The organism is Rickettsia sp. Tenjiku01, assembly GCF_001653015.1.
Taxonomy (GTDB): Bacteria; Pseudomonadota; Alphaproteobacteria; order Rickettsiales; family Rickettsiaceae; genus Rickettsia; species Rickettsia rickettsii.
The window spans coordinates 1-15,017 of record NZ_BCMR01000001.1; the positions used below are offsets into that span (position 1 = coordinate 1).

Sequence of the window (15,017 nt, forward strand, 5' to 3'; positions counted from 1 at the left end):
AATATTACCGCAATTTGAACAATTAGGATATCGTGTTAAACATAATAAAATTTATGTAATTTGCGGAGAAAGATGCTTAGATATTTTCGTATTTCATAAAGAAAATGATAAATTTGTTCATTTTAATCAAAGTATGCGTAATAAATATCCAAATGATTTTTTTTATGATTATGAGCTATATCCTTTAAAAAAATATAAATTTGGTAGTATAGAAGTATATGGGCCATCTGAATATAAAGAGAATTTGAATAGACAATATCTAGAATGGGATAAATATGCAATAATATACAGCCCTCATAGTTTACATTTACCTTTTTTATCGAATATCGAGAAAAAAACTAAATTTATATTAACGCCGGAATTGTTAAAACCGGCTCAGCCACTCGGACCGCTAGAAGATAAAGTGAATATAGTCAATTCAGCTACATTTAGTGGTATGTGCGAGGATACAGCTTATAATTAAATGTCGAATTGGTAATGACTATTTCTAAGCAACGAAATAGTCATATGATTTACATTTGCCTAGATTACCTTTTTTGCAAAAATTCATATCAAACAAGTTGAGATAAGAAAGTAATAGCCGGTACTATCCATAAACCCGGTTTATCAAAGCAAGAGTCCAAAATAGCTTGTTTATTTTGAATTACTTGAAAACTAAACTCAGGGTTAAGTAATTCATGAAAATATTTTAAGCTTGCAGAAACAGTTGAGTCACTTACTTTCGCTTCCACTAAAATCCACGGTTGGTTATCTTTTGTTATTACTAAATCGACTTCACGTTTTTGTTTATCACGCAGATAGTATAAACCAAAATCACCAAGCCCTGTTTCGTTCCAAAAATATACGGCTTTTAAAAGGTGAGAAGCTACAAGATTTCCAAATCTCGTTCCTATATCTTTTATTTGCAACCAATCCCAAAGGTAAATTTGGGGCTCTTTTATCAAACTTTTTACAACATTTTTAGACCAAGGTTTGATAGCAAAACAATAATAATGCTTTTCTAGCAAAGAGAGTCATCTTCTTATTGTTTGGTCTGAAACTCTAACTTTGTTAGCAAGGTTTGTATGGCTTATTAATGAGCCTGCTTGCTCATTTATAATGCTAGCAAGTAATTCTAACGCATAAATATTGTTGATATCTTCAGTATGTCTTACATCTTCTCTAAATAATTGCTCGAATCTTTGATTACTCCATATTCTATGAAATTTAGCAGTTGCTTTTAAATAACTTTCTGCAAATCCTCCAAAATTTATTAAAGCTTCAAATTCATCTATAGTGATATTTTTGGGGCTTTTTATATCATCAATGTCATTATCAAAATTTGTAGCTATTTCAGATACCGATAACGGATGCACGGTTAAACTTATATAACGTCCCATTAGGCTATCACCGCCTTTTTTATATATATTTAATTTGGCACTACCTGTTATAATAAATTCAATATTTTCTCCGAATTTATCATAAAATCCTTTTACAAGATTTTTCCAATCTTTATATTTATGAATTGCATCTAATATTAAGCACGGTTTCTTATCGGATATAGTAGAAAGTAGATTTTTAAAAAGTTCGGTGTGTTTGTTTAAGATTTTATTTCTATCTTCTAGAGAATCCCAATTTAGGTAAATTGAATTAGGATTAGGCTTAATTACTTGTTTTGATACTGTAGTTTTTCCTACTTGCCTTACTCCGCTTATAAATACAAGCTTACCGTAATTTGTTAGATATTCTTCAACTTGCTTTTTATGTAACCTATCCATTATAATATTTCTATAAGTTTATAAAAATATTATAGGCTAATATCGAAATAGTCTTACTTGTAGTATTGAAATTGAGCATTGCCTAGAAAAAGTTGTTTTATAGTTTAGCCTTCCGATGTCATTCCCACGAAAGCGGGAATGCTTTGTTGCGTGGACCAGTTTCCTAATTGTCATCCCGCGACTTGATCGCGGGATCCAGTTTAAAACATTAAAATTTTAGTATTTTAAGTTGTGTTTTTGGATATTGTGGTCAAGCGACGACATAACACCGAACGGGTTTTTCGGTCCACACAACAAGACCTGCCGCAGGCATGACATAAAACGAGCCATGCAACAACACCTGCAGTAACTCACAATGACTATATCAACCTTTTCTAGGCAATACCAAAATAATTAGTGCAAATTATGCGGTACTTTAGTATTATTTAACATTAAACTTTGCTTCATTCTATGCCTTATTTATTACCCACTATTATAACTACGCTACTTATTTTATTAGCGCTAATAATTTGGTTTTATGTAAAAACTCAAACCTTAAGGACACAGCTACAATTTTTATCAGAGCAGAATCTAGAAATTAGCAATAACAACCAATTATTAAATCAAGAAAAGATAGGATATTTACAGAAAATTGAGCAATTGCAGTGTAAAATAGAATATCAAGCACAGACTATTAAGGATTCAGAAAAAATAAGAGAAGAGTCATTTTCATCGGCTAAAGCTGCGTTATTTGATTTAGGTCAAGATTTGTCTAAGCAATTAATAGCGATACATAAAATGGAAAACACGGCGGCAAGAGAGCTAGCCGAGAAAAATATCGCTACTGCTTCAGGAAAATTTAATAGTGAGTTTGAACGGTTAATTACGATGGTGGGAGCATTAAATAAAGATATAGAGCAATCAAAAGGTACGGTTGATTTGATAAAACAGTCTCTGCTTTCTCCGATCGGGGCGGGGCTACTTGCTGAGATTACCCTTGAGAATATCTTAAAATCTTCGGGCTTACGTCCTAATTTAGATTTCATTATGCAATACGGTCTAACTACATTAGATAGCGGAAAGCTAAGACCTGATGCGCTCATTTTTCTTCCTTCCGGTAATTTAATGGTTATTGATTCTAAAGCTTCAAAGTTTCTTGTAGACAAGCAAGATAATAACATGAGTCTTAATAAAACTATGAATTACCATTTAAAATCTTTGGCGAATAAAGAATATGCCGCAAATATTTTAACTAATCTAAACAAAAAGGATCAGAGCTTTAACAATGTTCTTACTCTAATGTTTTTGCCGACTGAACAAGCGGTTGAGAAAGTTATTGCAGCCGACCCTGAATTTTTACAAAAAGCTTGGGGCTGTAATATCTTTCCGGTAGGACCTAGCGGACTTATGAATATGCTATCATTTGCAAAATTTCAAATTACCGATCATCGCCGCTCAGAAAATTATAAGGTAATCATTGAAGAAGTGAGAAAGCTATTAAGCTCCATCGGTACTATGGCAGATTATTCTCAAAAGATCGGTAATAACCTGCATAATATGGTTACTAATTACGATAAATTTGCTGCCTCATTTAATCGTAATTTTATGTCAAGAGTAAAGAATATTCAAAAACTCGGTATTGATTCAGGGAATAAAGCCATGCCGGCTACCTTAGAGCGTTATCAAATCGTTTCCTCTAAATCTGAGATTATTGAAGTGGAAGCAGAAAATCCACCACAAATAGCAGAAAAATTATAAATAAATTTTTCTCGTAATAGGTAATTTAAATGTTAAAAAAACTTTCCATAATGTGTATAGCCATATTGTTACTATGTGTAAGCATATAAGATTAAAGCTCCTAAAAAAGAAAACAAACATGCTATAAGAGTGAGCCTTATTAATATGTGGCCGTGCTTTACAATAGACGAGCTACCGATGATAAAAGAAATCATTAAAGAAAACGAGAACAATTGTTATAGATCATAACAATTATGACCTTATTATTTATAGTGTTTTTGGTCAAAGAACTATTAGTAATAAAGATAGTATAAAGATATTTTTTACCGGTGAATCCGTTAGACCAAAACTAGAAAATTATGATATATCTATAGGTTTTGATTATATAGATCATCCAAATTATATAAGAATACCTGTATATTATATATATTGTACTAATGACATCAGTACTTGAATATAAACGCTCAAAATACAATCCGAACAAAACGTATTTTGCTTGTTGCTTAGTCTCTAACGGTATAGAAGATCCTGAGAACGACGGCTGCATAGCAAGAAATCGATTTTTTCATAAATTGTCGCTGTATAAAAAAGTAGTAAGCGGCAGTAAATATTTAAATACTGAATCTACAATTATACCAAAAGAAAAAACTCGTGAATGGTTATCTAAATGTAAATTTGTTATTGCTTTTGAAAATAAAACATATGAGGGGTATGTTACTGCAAAACCTTTTCAAGCTTATTTAGCAGGAGCAGTACCTATTATATATTATGCAGATAAAAGTTATATAAAAGATGTAAACCCTAATTCAGTAATATTTGCTAAAGATTATTCAGAAGAAGATTTATATAATTATATTATTTCTGTTGATAAAGATGATGAAAAATATTATAAGATATATAATAATAAGATTGTACCGGTTTCAGAAAATAATTACATCGCAGTAAAAGAAAAATTAAGAAAAAAATTACCTTTATTAAATACAAATTAAAAATTCTTTTTATAATATCAATTATAATTATTTGTTTATCATTGCTTTTTATATTTTTAAAAACTTATCAAATAGGTTCTTGCTCCACTTGAAGCAAAAGATATTAAAATTTTTATTATAGTAAACAATGCGACAATAATAATTTATTCTATGAAAGGTTTAGTGCAGTAGACGGTTATAATTTATCTATGACAAATTCAGGGGGAAAAAGATTTACCGGATTAGATGTAAAAAATAACCCTGCTCTTTTATCCCTTAATAACGGTTATACTGTACTTTGTCCTTCGGAAAATATAAATTATTATTCCGATAGCAAAATATTAAATCATACTTTAACGGCAGGTGAACTCGGTTGTTATTGTAACCATAGAGAAATTTGGCTTAAAATGGTTAAAGACAATATACCTTATGCCCTAATAATAGAAGATGATGCTATACTAAATGACGATTTCCGTAATAAATTTTTAACAATGCTTAAGCATTTACCTACCGACTGGGATTTAATTTATTTGTCCTTGTCATATTCTAAAAACAAAATATTTTATAATATTTACAATAATCCGTATTTAAAGAAGATAAGTTATGGTGGTTACTTTAATACAACTACAGGTTGTTTGATACACTTAAAAGCTGCTCAAAAACTTCTTGAATATAGCAAAAACTTTACTTTAGAGATTGATAATGTACCAAGCTTTTATGCATAGCGAAGTGCAGTCCTATGTCACCTCGCCTTTTTTAATATATGCAACACTTAATTCTGAAGATTCAATTATATTTGAAATGGGAAGAGCACATTAAATAACGTAAATTATACAACCTTAATCGAGGTTTTGTGGACATTTCTAAAAAGATTTAATTTTGGCTATTTTTTGCTGCAAAATAGCAAACCAATTAGCAGTGTCCACAAAACCTCTAAGCATGGTACTTCTTCTGTAGGATTAATATCAATAACTGTATCATCGTTTGTGCCTGAGGTAACCTTTTAAGCCAAGTAAGGGTAGTAGCGGTTTTCTCGGCAATATTCTTGCCTGCACTACTAATTGCCTTGCCGACATTGAAATCCAATATAACAGTTGTTAAAACATCTATTAAAGTTGCAAGACTTAAGAATTTTAAATCTTTAATAGACTCAAACATTATTAAAGGTACTATCGCTACGGTCAATCTTGCCGCATCATTATAGTAACACTTTTGAAAAAACACATCATTAGTTAATGTTTTGTTGGTGATATTTTCTATAACTTTATTGCCATAATATGTTGATACTAATATAAAGAAACAAGACACATGAATTTAACAGAAGTTGATACATAAAACATTGGATCTTCATAAAATTCTAATGCTGGATTACGAAAATAAAAACAGATATAATCCAAAATCAGTGTGGCTATTGCCGAACATATAGCAGTACTCTTCCATCCATGATAGATACTAATGTCTGATTCAATATTGTTAAAATCTATATCTTGATTGGTAAGTTTATTATATATTGCCTGAAGTTTTATTTGCGTATTCTTATCTGTTTTGGAATGTTTATATAGTAACTGAAAATATGGTTTAATTTCTTCAGCTGTAAATTTCTTATGCTCAATTAAAGCCGGTACAATTTTATCATGCAAAAATTTAATTAATTTATTTTGCATAAAATTTGTAACTTTACTTTGTTCTTCTACTACTCCTGCAACTGTATACCATCGTAAAGCCCGTATATACAATTATACGATTAAATAGTATTATTATTTAATAAATCAATAGGCTGCAACCCTAAATTAGCAGCATATCTAAAACAAATCGCAGTTGTATTTACGGCATCATTAGCAAAGCTTGGAGTATGATCAAATAAAAATTTAACATCTTCAGCATTGTCATTGTTATTTTCTAATGCTTGAAACATATTATTATTCACCTCTTTAGTTTGTCTATTTGATAAGACCGTACCGGGAAAGATAATAAAATTTGTAACATCGCAAGGCTAGTGATCGGTAAAGCACATAATTCATACCAAGGATCCTTTTCGTCAATTACATATGAACGTAAAGCAATTACACCCACTATAAGAGAAACATAAGTAATTGCTATTTTACCTGAATGATTACTAACTAAAGCTGATTTTTCGGTTAACCAAGAAGCAATTTTGTGATCTTCATTATACTTATCACTAGCTTTTTCTATTCTAGTAAGACTTTACTCTAATGAATTAAGATAATTTGCAAAAATTAAATGAGCTTTTTTTACTATATTAAACGCGTTTTCATACGAGGAAGGCGCATTTAAAGTATTTGTAAGTAATATTGCTTTAGCTATATAGCGATATAAAAAATATTCTCTCGTCAGAGGATATGCCATAGCATCGATTTCTTTGGCTGCTTTAATCAAGTGTTCAGATTGATCTAAATTATTTTTTAAAAACACTTGGACTTTAGTAACTAGGGTACTAAAATCTAATGAATTTATATCCCCTATATCATCTAGCATAGCATCAATGATATTCTTGTTTTCTACTCCTATTAACTTCTGTAGCTTTATACATAAAAAATGATCTCGATTATTTAGCTCTTCAAAACAATGGCTCCATTGAGAATGATCAATATTATTATCTTGATACTTTCCGGTAGCGGCTACTTTACTTCACATTGTTTCTAAAGATTGAGTATAAATTAAACTTTGATCTAGTGTCAGTAGATCTTTAAAATTTTTTATCACAGAACCATATTGTCCATACCTCACCTAAATTAAAACTAGCAAGTGCTGTAGTAGTTTTCCATAATCTTACGCCTAAATTTGATATATCATTATAATATTGTATTATTACTTCTAGTTTATTACTCATAATTTCAATTAAATAAATATTAAAAATATAAACATCTCTTAATATTTATTCAAATCTTTTATATATAATCATTATATAATCTTTAATTATTTTAACATTAAAGTCACACACGAGCAACCCCAGTTTATGATAAGAGAGAAGAGGATTGGGTTATAAAAGTTTTTAACCAAAAAAACAATAGTTGTGGACATAACATATCCTTTTTTATCTTCTATTGGCAACAGGATCTGATTAGTGATATAAAAAATGTCAGTACCTGAATCGTTTATATTATAATGAGAATACTAGTAACAGGAACTAACGGCTTTATTGGATCATATATTACAGCTGAATTATTAAAGAATAATTATAAAGTAATATGCTGTGTTAGAGATGTTGAATCGACCAGGAAAAATTCCCTACTGCAGAAGTGATATACTGTGATTTTAATATAGACCTAACACCACAAAACTGGATAAATAGATTAAATAACATAGATATAGTTATTAATGTATCAGGTGTGTTAACGTCTAGTCATGCAATAATATTGGCAATGTTCATGTCAATGATCCAAAGGCGCTATTTAAGGCTTGCACCCTTACTAACGTACAAAGAATTATTCATATTTCAGCTCTTAGAATAGATGATGAAAAAAACACTGCTTATGCTTTAACTAAAAAAGCAGCTGAAGAATATTTACAAAAATTAGAAATATAGACTGGGTAATTTTACAACCGTCTCTTGTTTACGCAAGCGGTTGTTATGGTGGTACCTTGCTATTTAGGGCTCTTGCAACATTACCGTATTTTATTCCTTTAATAGGTGATGGTTTACAACAATTTCAACCTATTCATATTGATGATTTAACGAAAGTAATTATTCACTGTATAGAAAGGGAAGGAAAAATCCACACATTATTAAAAATAGTTGGACCAGACATAGTGAACATGAAGAATATCTTGCTTGGATTCAGAAGATGGCTTGGAGTCATGGAAGACTAATAAAAATTCCTTTAATATTCATTAAAATAGCAGCTAAATTAGGGGATTGTCTAAAAATAGGACCCATTAATTCTACTGGGTATAATATGTTACTTCAACCTAATATTGCTGATAAAAAAGATTTTATCGATTTTACTTCTATAATCCCTAGAAACTTGCAACAAGGTTTTGCAACCGAACCTTTAACCGTACAATCCATATGGCACGCTAGGCTTTATTTTTTAAAACCTATAATAAAAATTGTCTTAGGACTATTTTGGATAATGACAGGAATTATTTCAAGCATTTTTGTTTATGATGCTAGTATGCAAATTATAATATCACTAGGATTTGATAAACAAATAGCACCTTACATATTATATGGCAGTTGCTTTACAGATATTATTCTTAGAATTCTACTAATTATCAAAAATAAAATAAATAGGATATGTAGTTTACAAATTTTATTAAAACTAGCTTATACTCTACTATTAACATATCTTAAGCCAATATTGTGGCTAGATCCGCTTGGTCCGATATTTAAAAATATTCCAGTAATATTACTTACTTTAATATTCATGGCAATAGAACGAGATAAATAATGGATTATCTTTTTATAAAAACTATGCATATTATTAGCTCTACCACTTTATTTGGTACTGGAATTGGTACTGCTTTTTTTATGTGGTGGGCAAATAAAACCGGTGATTTGAATGCAACAGCATATACAGCTCGCACTACAATAGCTGATCTTCTTTTTACTACTCCAACTGTGATAATGCAACCGGTTAGCGACATAATATTAGTAAATATGCTTGGCTATAATTGCTTACCTTAACTTATATCGGATACATAATCGCCGGTAGTTGTTGGCTTCTGGTGGTATGGATTCAAATTCCACTACGAAATATGGCACTTGAAACATTAAAACCGCGCATTCCCCTACCGGAAAAATATTATAAATTATGATTCTATCTAGGCTGGCCGGTATTTATCAGTTTGAGTATTATTTTTTTCTTAATGGTATTTAAACCGCTATAATACTAGTTTAGGATAAATTTTATACTAAATTAGTATTGTCCCGTGGTCAAGCCGGCGTTGTTGTGTGGATACCCACCCATCATTGCGAGCAGTCGTAGGTCTTGTTGCAGGCTTGTTTATGTCATTCCCACGTAGGCGGGAATCCAGTAAAACATATAAAAAACTTGTGTTGTATATGTTTACTTTATCACATGTGTAACTTCTTACATCAATATTGAAGTTATTTTTCTGGATTCCCGCCTACGCGGGAATGACATAGAGAAGAAATAATATTTACGCCGGTATATCTGCAATAATCGGTTGTTTTTTGTTTGATTTTGTAGAAATGAGAGAGGTCATTATCGGTTCGACTAAGCCGTTAACTACCTCTTTTGTAATAGTAACACGCTGTTTTTTTAGCTCGGCAACTTTATACATACTATCAAGCAAAAGATGCTCAAGTATTGAACGAAGTCCTCTTGCTCCCGTCTTTTTAGCTAGAGCTTTTTCGGCAATAGCTTCTAAGGCTGAATCATCAATTACAAGCTCAGCATCATCAAGCTCAAATTGTTTCTGATATTGCTTTACTATGGCGTTCTTAGGCTTATTTAAAATTGTAATTAAAGCTTCTTTGTCTAACTCATCTAAAGTAGTAACGATGGGTAATCTACCGATAAATTCAGGAATTAAACCAAATTTAGTTAAATCCTCAATCTCTAGGGATTTAAGAATCTCACTATTATTTTTCTCTTTATCTATATTTACGTTAGCTGCAAAGCCTATAGAACTATGATTAGTTCTTGAGGTTATAATGCTATCAATCCCCATAAAAGCACCACCACAAATAAATAAGATATTTGAAGTATCTAACTGTACGAAATCTTGTTGTGGGTGTTTCCTACCACCTTGAGGAGGCACGGAAGCAACTGTTCCTTCCATAATTTTAAGTAATGCCTGCTGTACTCCTTCACCCGATACATCCCGTGTAATAGAAGGATTCTGCGATTTACGGGCAATTTTATCAACCTCGTCAATATAAATTATACCTTTTTGTGCTTTTGCTATATTAAACTCAGATGCTATCAATAAACGTAGTAATATATTCTCAACATCTTCACCAACATACCCGGCTTCCGTTAAAGAAGTAGCATCCGCCATAGTAAAAGGTACGTCTAAAATTTTAGCAAGCGTTTGAGCAAGTAAAGTTTTTCCTGAACCGGTAGGACCGATCAGTAAGATATTCGACTTATTAAGCTCAACGTCATTATTGCCGGATTGTACATATTCAAGCCTCTTATAATGGTTATAAACCGCTACTGCTAAAATCTTTTTCGCGTGATCTTGCCCAACTACATAATCATTTAGAATGCCACATATTTTTTGCGGCGTTGGAATTGAAGAAGTAATTTGCTTTAAAGCAACTTTATTTTCTTCTTTCATAATATCTGTACATAAAGCTATACATTCATCACAAATAAATACTGCAGGACCTGCTATCAGTTTTTTTACTTCATGTTGTTTTTTACTACAAAACGAACAAATCAATGCTTTTTTATCAGCTTCTACTACCATTAACTTTCTTTTTTATGTTTATTTTAACAATTCTTACTATAGTACTCTTGCGTATATATAATAATCTTTATGCTCATTTGCAACTATTTCGTATTTTTTAAGAATTCCTTCCCTAGCAAAACCGCATCTCTCAAGAAGATTAATTGAACGAAAATTATCAGTAATTACTGTTGCTTGTACTCTTATAATACCAATATAATCAGCAAATTTTAAAATATTCTTTATAGATTTTAACATCATACCTTGACCCCAAAAATTAGGATCTAGATCATAACTTATTTCTGCTCTATGATGCTCTAGATTTATTATATTAAAACCGGCAGTACCTATTAATTTATTATCGTCTTTAATGGCAATGCCCCAATAAAAACTTCTATGATTTTTATATAAACTAGACCAATAACGTATTTCCTCTCCGGCTTCTTCTACGTCTTTAGGCCTATTGCTATCAGTTATATAAATAGCCATTTCCGGCTTACTCATATAATTAAAATAATCTTGTGCATCCTCCGCGACTAACTCTCGTAAAACTATATCGTTTAAATCAAGCACAGGAAAAGGGGCATATAAATGTCCTCTATTTATCATATATACTAACTATTTTTCTATAATAGAAATATTGCATATTCATATTATACAGAAGATTTTTAAATAAAAAGTATACACGGTGAACAACGGTTTCCACCTTGTATACAAATTTACTTCATATTATTTTATTATTAATTTTATTTATGAGTATATATCTATAATTATACATACTTAATCGGGTCTTGTACATTATTCTTTTTAAAAGCATCAAGTCGTGCAATGCATGATAGACATTGACCACAAGATAAACCGTCTTCTGTTGGATCATAACATGATATTGTTTTACTATAATCTACTCGAAGCTCAAGCCCTTTTTTAATTATTTGCTCTTTGGTCATATTTATTAAAGGAGCATGGATAGTAATTTTTTCTCCATTTACTCCTACCCTAGTTGCTAAATTTGCCATTGCTTCAAAAGATTTTATATATTCAGGACGACAATCAGGATAGTTAGTATAATCATTAGTGTGTACCCCAATAAAAATATCTCTAGCTCCTATAACCTCAGCAACTCCTAGTGCGTAGCTTAAAAATATTGTATTACGTGCCGGTACATAAGTAACCGGTATGTCACTTGGTAATTGATCTGTGTTTTTAAATTTTGGTACATCTATATTATCATCAGTCAATGCCGAACCGATAAATGACTGCAAATCAATATTAATAACCCTATGTTGTTTTACATTATAATCTTTAATTAATCCTTGGATTTTTTGGACTTCCAGACTATTGCGTCTATGATAATTAAAACTTAGAGCATAAATTTCATAATCCGTTTTGCTAACTATCTCAAGAACCGTAGTAGAATCAGGTCCACCGCTTAATAAAATAACTGCTTTTTTTTTCATTGTTTTACCGATAAAGTTAATTTTTGAGATACTAAAGCATTTAAACTAATTTTTGCTCTAAGTGCTTCAAGTACTAAAGCTCGATGCACACGTTTATCTACTCTAACATTAAACTGTCCGCTATACTCTTTCCTAGACGGAGCTAAGGGGATAGATTGATTATGACTTATATAACTTTCTTTCATTAAAGTCCAAGCTTGTTGTAATTCTTGCAGTGCTTTTGCAGGCGAATTGCCAAAAGCTGATACATTCGGTAGCTCTTCAAACCTTGCTAGCCAATCTCCATCCGTATCTTTAAAAAGTTCTATAGTAAACCCATCAAATGTATCATTTGTTTTCATCTTCATTTCCTTTTGCAAAGTTTAAAAATGGTCGAACTTGATATTCTTTTACCATATTTCCAAAAGTGTGAATAGATAACCTAGTTCCTTTGGGCAAGTACCAAATCTGATGGCTACCTTTTTGCCTATCTTTAAGCTAACCGCACTTAGTCATTAAAGTATGAATCAGAGAAACTTAATCCTTTAGGATTTTGTTTAGCTTTATTTATTTATAAGTTTTATATACTGATGTTGTAACTATATATAGTTATAATATATAAGTCAAATAATATATGTTAATACAATAAATATTCTTGACTAACTCCTTCTGATAATCTAAATTTATGTTGTTAATTTATGGCGGGTGTAGCTCAGTTGGTTAGAGCATCAGGTTGTGGTTCTGAGGGTCGTGGGTTCGAATCCCGTCACTCGCCCCATATTTTGGAATTGTTGTGTGGTTACCAAATCATCATTGCGAAGAAAATTACAAAGTAATTGACGAAACAATCCAGTAAAAAATACTAAAATTAGTACTTTTTTGTTATTTTTCTGGATTGCCACGTCGCTTCGCTCCTTGCAATGACGATTTGACATCCATGCAACAACGTCTACAGTCGCTCGCAATGACATTTTTTTCTTATGGATATCAAACTTTTATATAGACTAGCTAAATATCTAAGGTTCTATAAAAAAGATTTGATCATCGTTATGATCTCTTTACTTAGCGTATCAGCTTCATTATTACTAATCGGTAGTGTTTTTAGAAATTTAGTTGATAAAGGCTTGAGCAAAGACCATATTTTATCGGTTGATAAATCTATATTATATATTTGTTTATTAATTATCATCTTAAGTATTGCTAGTTTTTTTCGTTCATATTTTATCAATAATGTTGCTGAAAAGGCAGTTAATCAAATAAGAAAAGAAGCTTATAATAATTTAATTAATTATGAAATTGAAGAGTTTGAAGAACTAAAAATCGGCGATATAATTTCACGCCTAACAAATGATATAGATCAAATATCTACTCTCATCGTTAATTTCTTATCTTTTTTTATTCGCAATTCGGTGATGCTAATTGGCAGCATTACATTAATGTTTTTTGAAAGCTTTAAACTCGCTTCTATAGTAATTATTACCATTCCTATCTTATTAATTCCTTTAATTAAATTTGGCAAGCATGTTAAGGTTTTATCTAAAAAAGCTCTAGAATCTAAGTCACTTTTAGCATCGGATATTGATGAAACTTTTAATAATATTAGAGCTATTTATGCTTTTAACCATCAAATAAACAAAATTGCCGATTTTGACACTAAATTACAAAACTATTTAATATACTGCAAAACCCGTTTAAAAATTCGTGCTTTATTCTTTGCGATTTCAATAGCCGTTATATTTCTTGCGATTACTTTAGTCGTTTGGATCGGAGCTTCAGATATAGTGAAAGGTCATTTATCTGCGGGACAAATTATCTCGTTTATTTATTATGCGATTATCGCCGGAGTTAGCTGTGGTGGTATTTTTGAGCTACTAAGCGAAATGCATTTACCTGTTACAGCCCTTGAGAGAATAATTACAATTATAGATAAGACACCTATAGCACATACTAATTATTTAGAATTAAATAATTCCGATCCAATCTCGATAGAATTCAAAAATGTTGATTTTACCTATCATTCAAGACCTAATTTAAGGATTATTAATAATATGTCTTTGAAGATAAATGCCAATAAGTTTCTTGGTATTGTAGGTAGATCAGGTGCAGGAAAAAGTACTGTGATACAGTTACTGCTGCGTTTTTACCGGCAAGAAAACGGCACTATCCTTATTAACAATCAAGATATAACTCTTTTAAATCCTGCTGAAATTCGTAAATTAATTGCCTATGTTCCTCAAGAGGCTAGCATTTTTTCCGGCACTATAAAATCAAATATTATATTCGGTAATAATGAAGCAAGCGACGACGAAATAAATGAGATAATAAAAATTACAGGAATAGAAGAATTTGCTGCTAAACTTCATGACGGTATAAATGCTAAAATCGGTGAAAGAGGGGTTAGATTATCAGGAGGACAGAAACAAAGAATAGCTATTGCTAGAGCATTACTACGCATGCCGCAAATTTTGCTTCTTGATGAGGCAATGAGTGCTTTAGATACGATGAGCGAACAGAAATTACTAGAGTCTATAAAAAAAATAATGAAAGGGAACATTATTATATCAATTGCCCATCGAATTAGTAGTATAGAATCAGCTGATTATATTTTAGTAATAGATAAAGGAGGAGTAGTCGCTGAAGGATCACATAATGATTTATCTAAAAACTCAGAAATTTATCGAAATATTTGCAGAGAGCAGTTAACAATATAAAGGGGTATGTTATTCCTGCGAAAGCAGGAATCCAGTCAACCTTAATGT

19 protein-coding genes, 1 tRNA gene and 3 pseudogenes are annotated in these 15,017 nt (G+C 30.9%); 12 read left to right on the forward strand and 11 right to left on the reverse strand.

What is annotated here, in order from left to right; all coding sequences use genetic code 11:
• Positions 1-463, forward strand: a pseudogene (locus TENJIKU01_RS00005) (hypothetical protein); the annotation flags it as partial.
• Positions 464-551: 88 nt separating this feature from the next.
• On the opposite strand, the gene TENJIKU01_RS09195 reads toward TENJIKU01_RS00005, so the two are convergent.
• Both TENJIKU01_RS09195 and TENJIKU01_RS09200 read right to left on the reverse strand, forming a co-directional pair.
• Entirely contained in the window at positions 552-1,007 is a 456-nt protein-coding gene (locus tag TENJIKU01_RS09195; protein WP_227779731.1) for a DUF4143 domain-containing protein, read from the reverse strand.
• A 6-nt stretch (positions 1,008-1,013) separates the two neighbouring features.
• Positions 1,014-1,757 carry an ATP-binding protein gene (locus tag TENJIKU01_RS09200; protein WP_227779733.1) on the reverse strand — a complete coding sequence of 248 codons (744 nt, stop codon included), beginning with the start codon at positions 1,755-1,757 and terminating at the stop codon, positions 1,014-1,016.
• Positions 1,758-2,207: 450 nt separating this feature from the next.
• On the opposite strand from TENJIKU01_RS09200, the gene TENJIKU01_RS00020 reads away from it, so the two are divergent.
• The 4 genes and pseudogenes from TENJIKU01_RS00020 to TENJIKU01_RS06790 form a co-directional block, all read left to right on the forward strand.
• Positions 2,208-3,494 carry a DNA recombination protein RmuC gene (locus TENJIKU01_RS00020; protein ID WP_064428727.1) on the forward strand — a complete coding sequence of 429 codons (1,287 nt, stop codon included), beginning with the start codon at positions 2,208-2,210 and terminating at the stop codon, positions 3,492-3,494.
• A 244-nt stretch (positions 3,495-3,738) separates the two neighbouring features.
• Positions 3,739-3,927 carry a hypothetical protein gene (locus tag TENJIKU01_RS08695; RefSeq protein ID WP_255374140.1) on the forward strand — a complete coding sequence of 63 codons (189 nt, stop codon included), beginning with the start codon at positions 3,739-3,741 and terminating at the stop codon, positions 3,925-3,927.
• Positions 3,911-4,462, forward strand: coding sequence for a glycosyltransferase family 10 domain-containing protein (locus tag TENJIKU01_RS00025; protein ID WP_064428728.1), 552 nt, complete (start codon positions 3,911-3,913; stop codon positions 4,460-4,462). Before TENJIKU01_RS08695 ends, TENJIKU01_RS00025 begins: the two co-directional genes overlap by 17 nt.
• 179 nt (positions 4,463-4,641) lie before the next feature.
• Positions 4,642-5,166 (forward strand): annotated as a pseudogene (locus TENJIKU01_RS06790) (glycosyltransferase family 25 protein); the annotation flags it as partial.
• Between the two features lie 158 nt (positions 5,167-5,324).
• On the opposite strand, the pseudogene TENJIKU01_RS10385 reads toward TENJIKU01_RS06790, so the two are convergent.
• The 5 genes and pseudogenes from TENJIKU01_RS10385 to TENJIKU01_RS08705 all read right to left on the reverse strand — a co-directional run bounded on the left by TENJIKU01_RS10385 (position 5,325) and on the right by TENJIKU01_RS08705 (position 7,292).
• A pseudogene (locus TENJIKU01_RS10385) lies at positions 5,325-5,599 on the reverse strand (hypothetical protein).
• A gap of 128 nt (positions 5,600-5,727) precedes the next feature.
• Positions 5,728-6,105 (reverse strand): hypothetical protein, encoded by a 378-nt coding sequence (locus TENJIKU01_RS00040; RefSeq protein WP_227779737.1) that lies wholly within the window; start codon positions 6,103-6,105, stop codon positions 5,728-5,730.
• A gap of 80 nt (positions 6,106-6,185) precedes the next feature.
• Positions 6,186-6,356 (reverse strand): hypothetical protein, encoded by a 171-nt coding sequence (locus TENJIKU01_RS08700; protein ID WP_172794991.1) that lies wholly within the window; start codon positions 6,354-6,356, stop codon positions 6,186-6,188.
• A gap of 290 nt (positions 6,357-6,646) precedes the next feature.
• Positions 6,647-6,937 (reverse strand): hypothetical protein, encoded by a 291-nt coding sequence (locus tag TENJIKU01_RS09210; RefSeq protein ID WP_227779739.1) that lies wholly within the window; start codon positions 6,935-6,937, stop codon positions 6,647-6,649.
• Positions 6,938-7,148: 211 nt separating this feature from the next.
• Positions 7,149-7,292, reverse strand: coding sequence for a hypothetical protein (locus TENJIKU01_RS08705; RefSeq protein WP_172794993.1), 144 nt, complete (start codon positions 7,290-7,292; stop codon positions 7,149-7,151).
• A 275-nt stretch (positions 7,293-7,567) separates the two neighbouring features.
• On the opposite strand from TENJIKU01_RS08705, the gene TENJIKU01_RS09215 reads away from it, so the two are divergent.
• The 5 genes from TENJIKU01_RS09215 (at position 7,568) to TENJIKU01_RS10035 (ending at position 9,220) form a co-directional block, all read left to right on the forward strand.
• Positions 7,568-7,705: an NAD-dependent epimerase/dehydratase family protein gene (locus TENJIKU01_RS09215; RefSeq protein WP_227779740.1), complete on the forward strand. Its 138-nt coding sequence runs from the start codon at positions 7,568-7,570 to the stop codon at positions 7,703-7,705.
• Positions 7,706-8,044: 339 nt separating this feature from the next.
• Positions 8,045-8,272 carry a hypothetical protein gene (locus tag TENJIKU01_RS09220; RefSeq protein ID WP_227779743.1) on the forward strand — a complete coding sequence of 76 codons (228 nt, stop codon included), beginning with the start codon at positions 8,045-8,047 and terminating at the stop codon, positions 8,270-8,272.
• An 86-nt stretch (positions 8,273-8,358) separates the two neighbouring features.
• Positions 8,359-8,853: a DoxX-like family protein gene (locus TENJIKU01_RS08710; RefSeq protein ID WP_064428776.1), complete on the forward strand. Its 495-nt coding sequence runs from the start codon at positions 8,359-8,361 to the stop codon at positions 8,851-8,853.
• Positions 8,853-9,089 (forward strand): DUF2269 family protein, encoded by a 237-nt coding sequence (locus TENJIKU01_RS10030; RefSeq protein WP_255374137.1) that lies wholly within the window; start codon positions 8,853-8,855, stop codon positions 9,087-9,089. The genes TENJIKU01_RS08710 and TENJIKU01_RS10030 overlap by 1 nt, the downstream gene beginning before the upstream one ends.
• 41 nt (positions 9,090-9,130) lie before the next feature.
• Entirely contained in the window at positions 9,131-9,220 is a 90-nt protein-coding gene (locus tag TENJIKU01_RS10035; protein WP_255374141.1) for a hypothetical protein, read from the forward strand.
• 345 nt (positions 9,221-9,565) lie between these two features.
• Here the strand turns inward: TENJIKU01_RS10035 and clpX are convergent, their stop codons facing one another.
• The 4 genes from clpX to TENJIKU01_RS00090 all read right to left on the reverse strand — a co-directional run bounded on the left by clpX (position 9,566) and on the right by TENJIKU01_RS00090 (position 12,620).
• Positions 9,566-10,843: an ATP-dependent Clp protease ATP-binding subunit ClpX gene (clpX, locus tag TENJIKU01_RS00075; RefSeq protein WP_064428730.1), complete on the reverse strand. Its 1,278-nt coding sequence runs from the start codon at positions 10,841-10,843 to the stop codon at positions 9,566-9,568.
• 36 nt (positions 10,844-10,879) lie between these two features.
• Positions 10,880-11,431 (reverse strand): GNAT family N-acetyltransferase, encoded by a 552-nt coding sequence (locus tag TENJIKU01_RS00080; protein ID WP_014363222.1) that lies wholly within the window; start codon positions 11,429-11,431, stop codon positions 10,880-10,882.
• 161 nt (positions 11,432-11,592) lie between these two features.
• Entirely contained in the window at positions 11,593-12,279 is a 687-nt protein-coding gene (queC, locus tag TENJIKU01_RS00085; protein ID WP_064428731.1) for a 7-cyano-7-deazaguanine synthase QueC, read from the reverse strand.
• A complete protein-coding gene (locus TENJIKU01_RS00090) occupies positions 12,276-12,620 on the reverse strand; it encodes a type II toxin-antitoxin system HicB family antitoxin (protein WP_064428732.1) in 345 nt (114 codons plus the stop codon). The genes queC and TENJIKU01_RS00090 overlap by 4 nt, the downstream gene beginning before the upstream one ends.
• 339 nt (positions 12,621-12,959) lie before the next feature.
• Between TENJIKU01_RS00090 and TENJIKU01_RS00095 the strand changes: the two genes are divergently transcribed.
• A tRNA-His gene (locus TENJIKU01_RS00095) sits at positions 12,960-13,036 on the forward strand.
• Positions 13,037-13,238: 202 nt separating this feature from the next.
• On the forward strand, positions 13,239-14,969 hold the full coding sequence (locus TENJIKU01_RS00100) for an ABC transporter ATP-binding protein (RefSeq protein WP_064428733.1): 1,731 nt from the start codon (positions 13,239-13,241) through the stop codon (positions 14,967-14,969).
• Positions 14,970-15,017 lie beyond the last annotated feature (48 nt).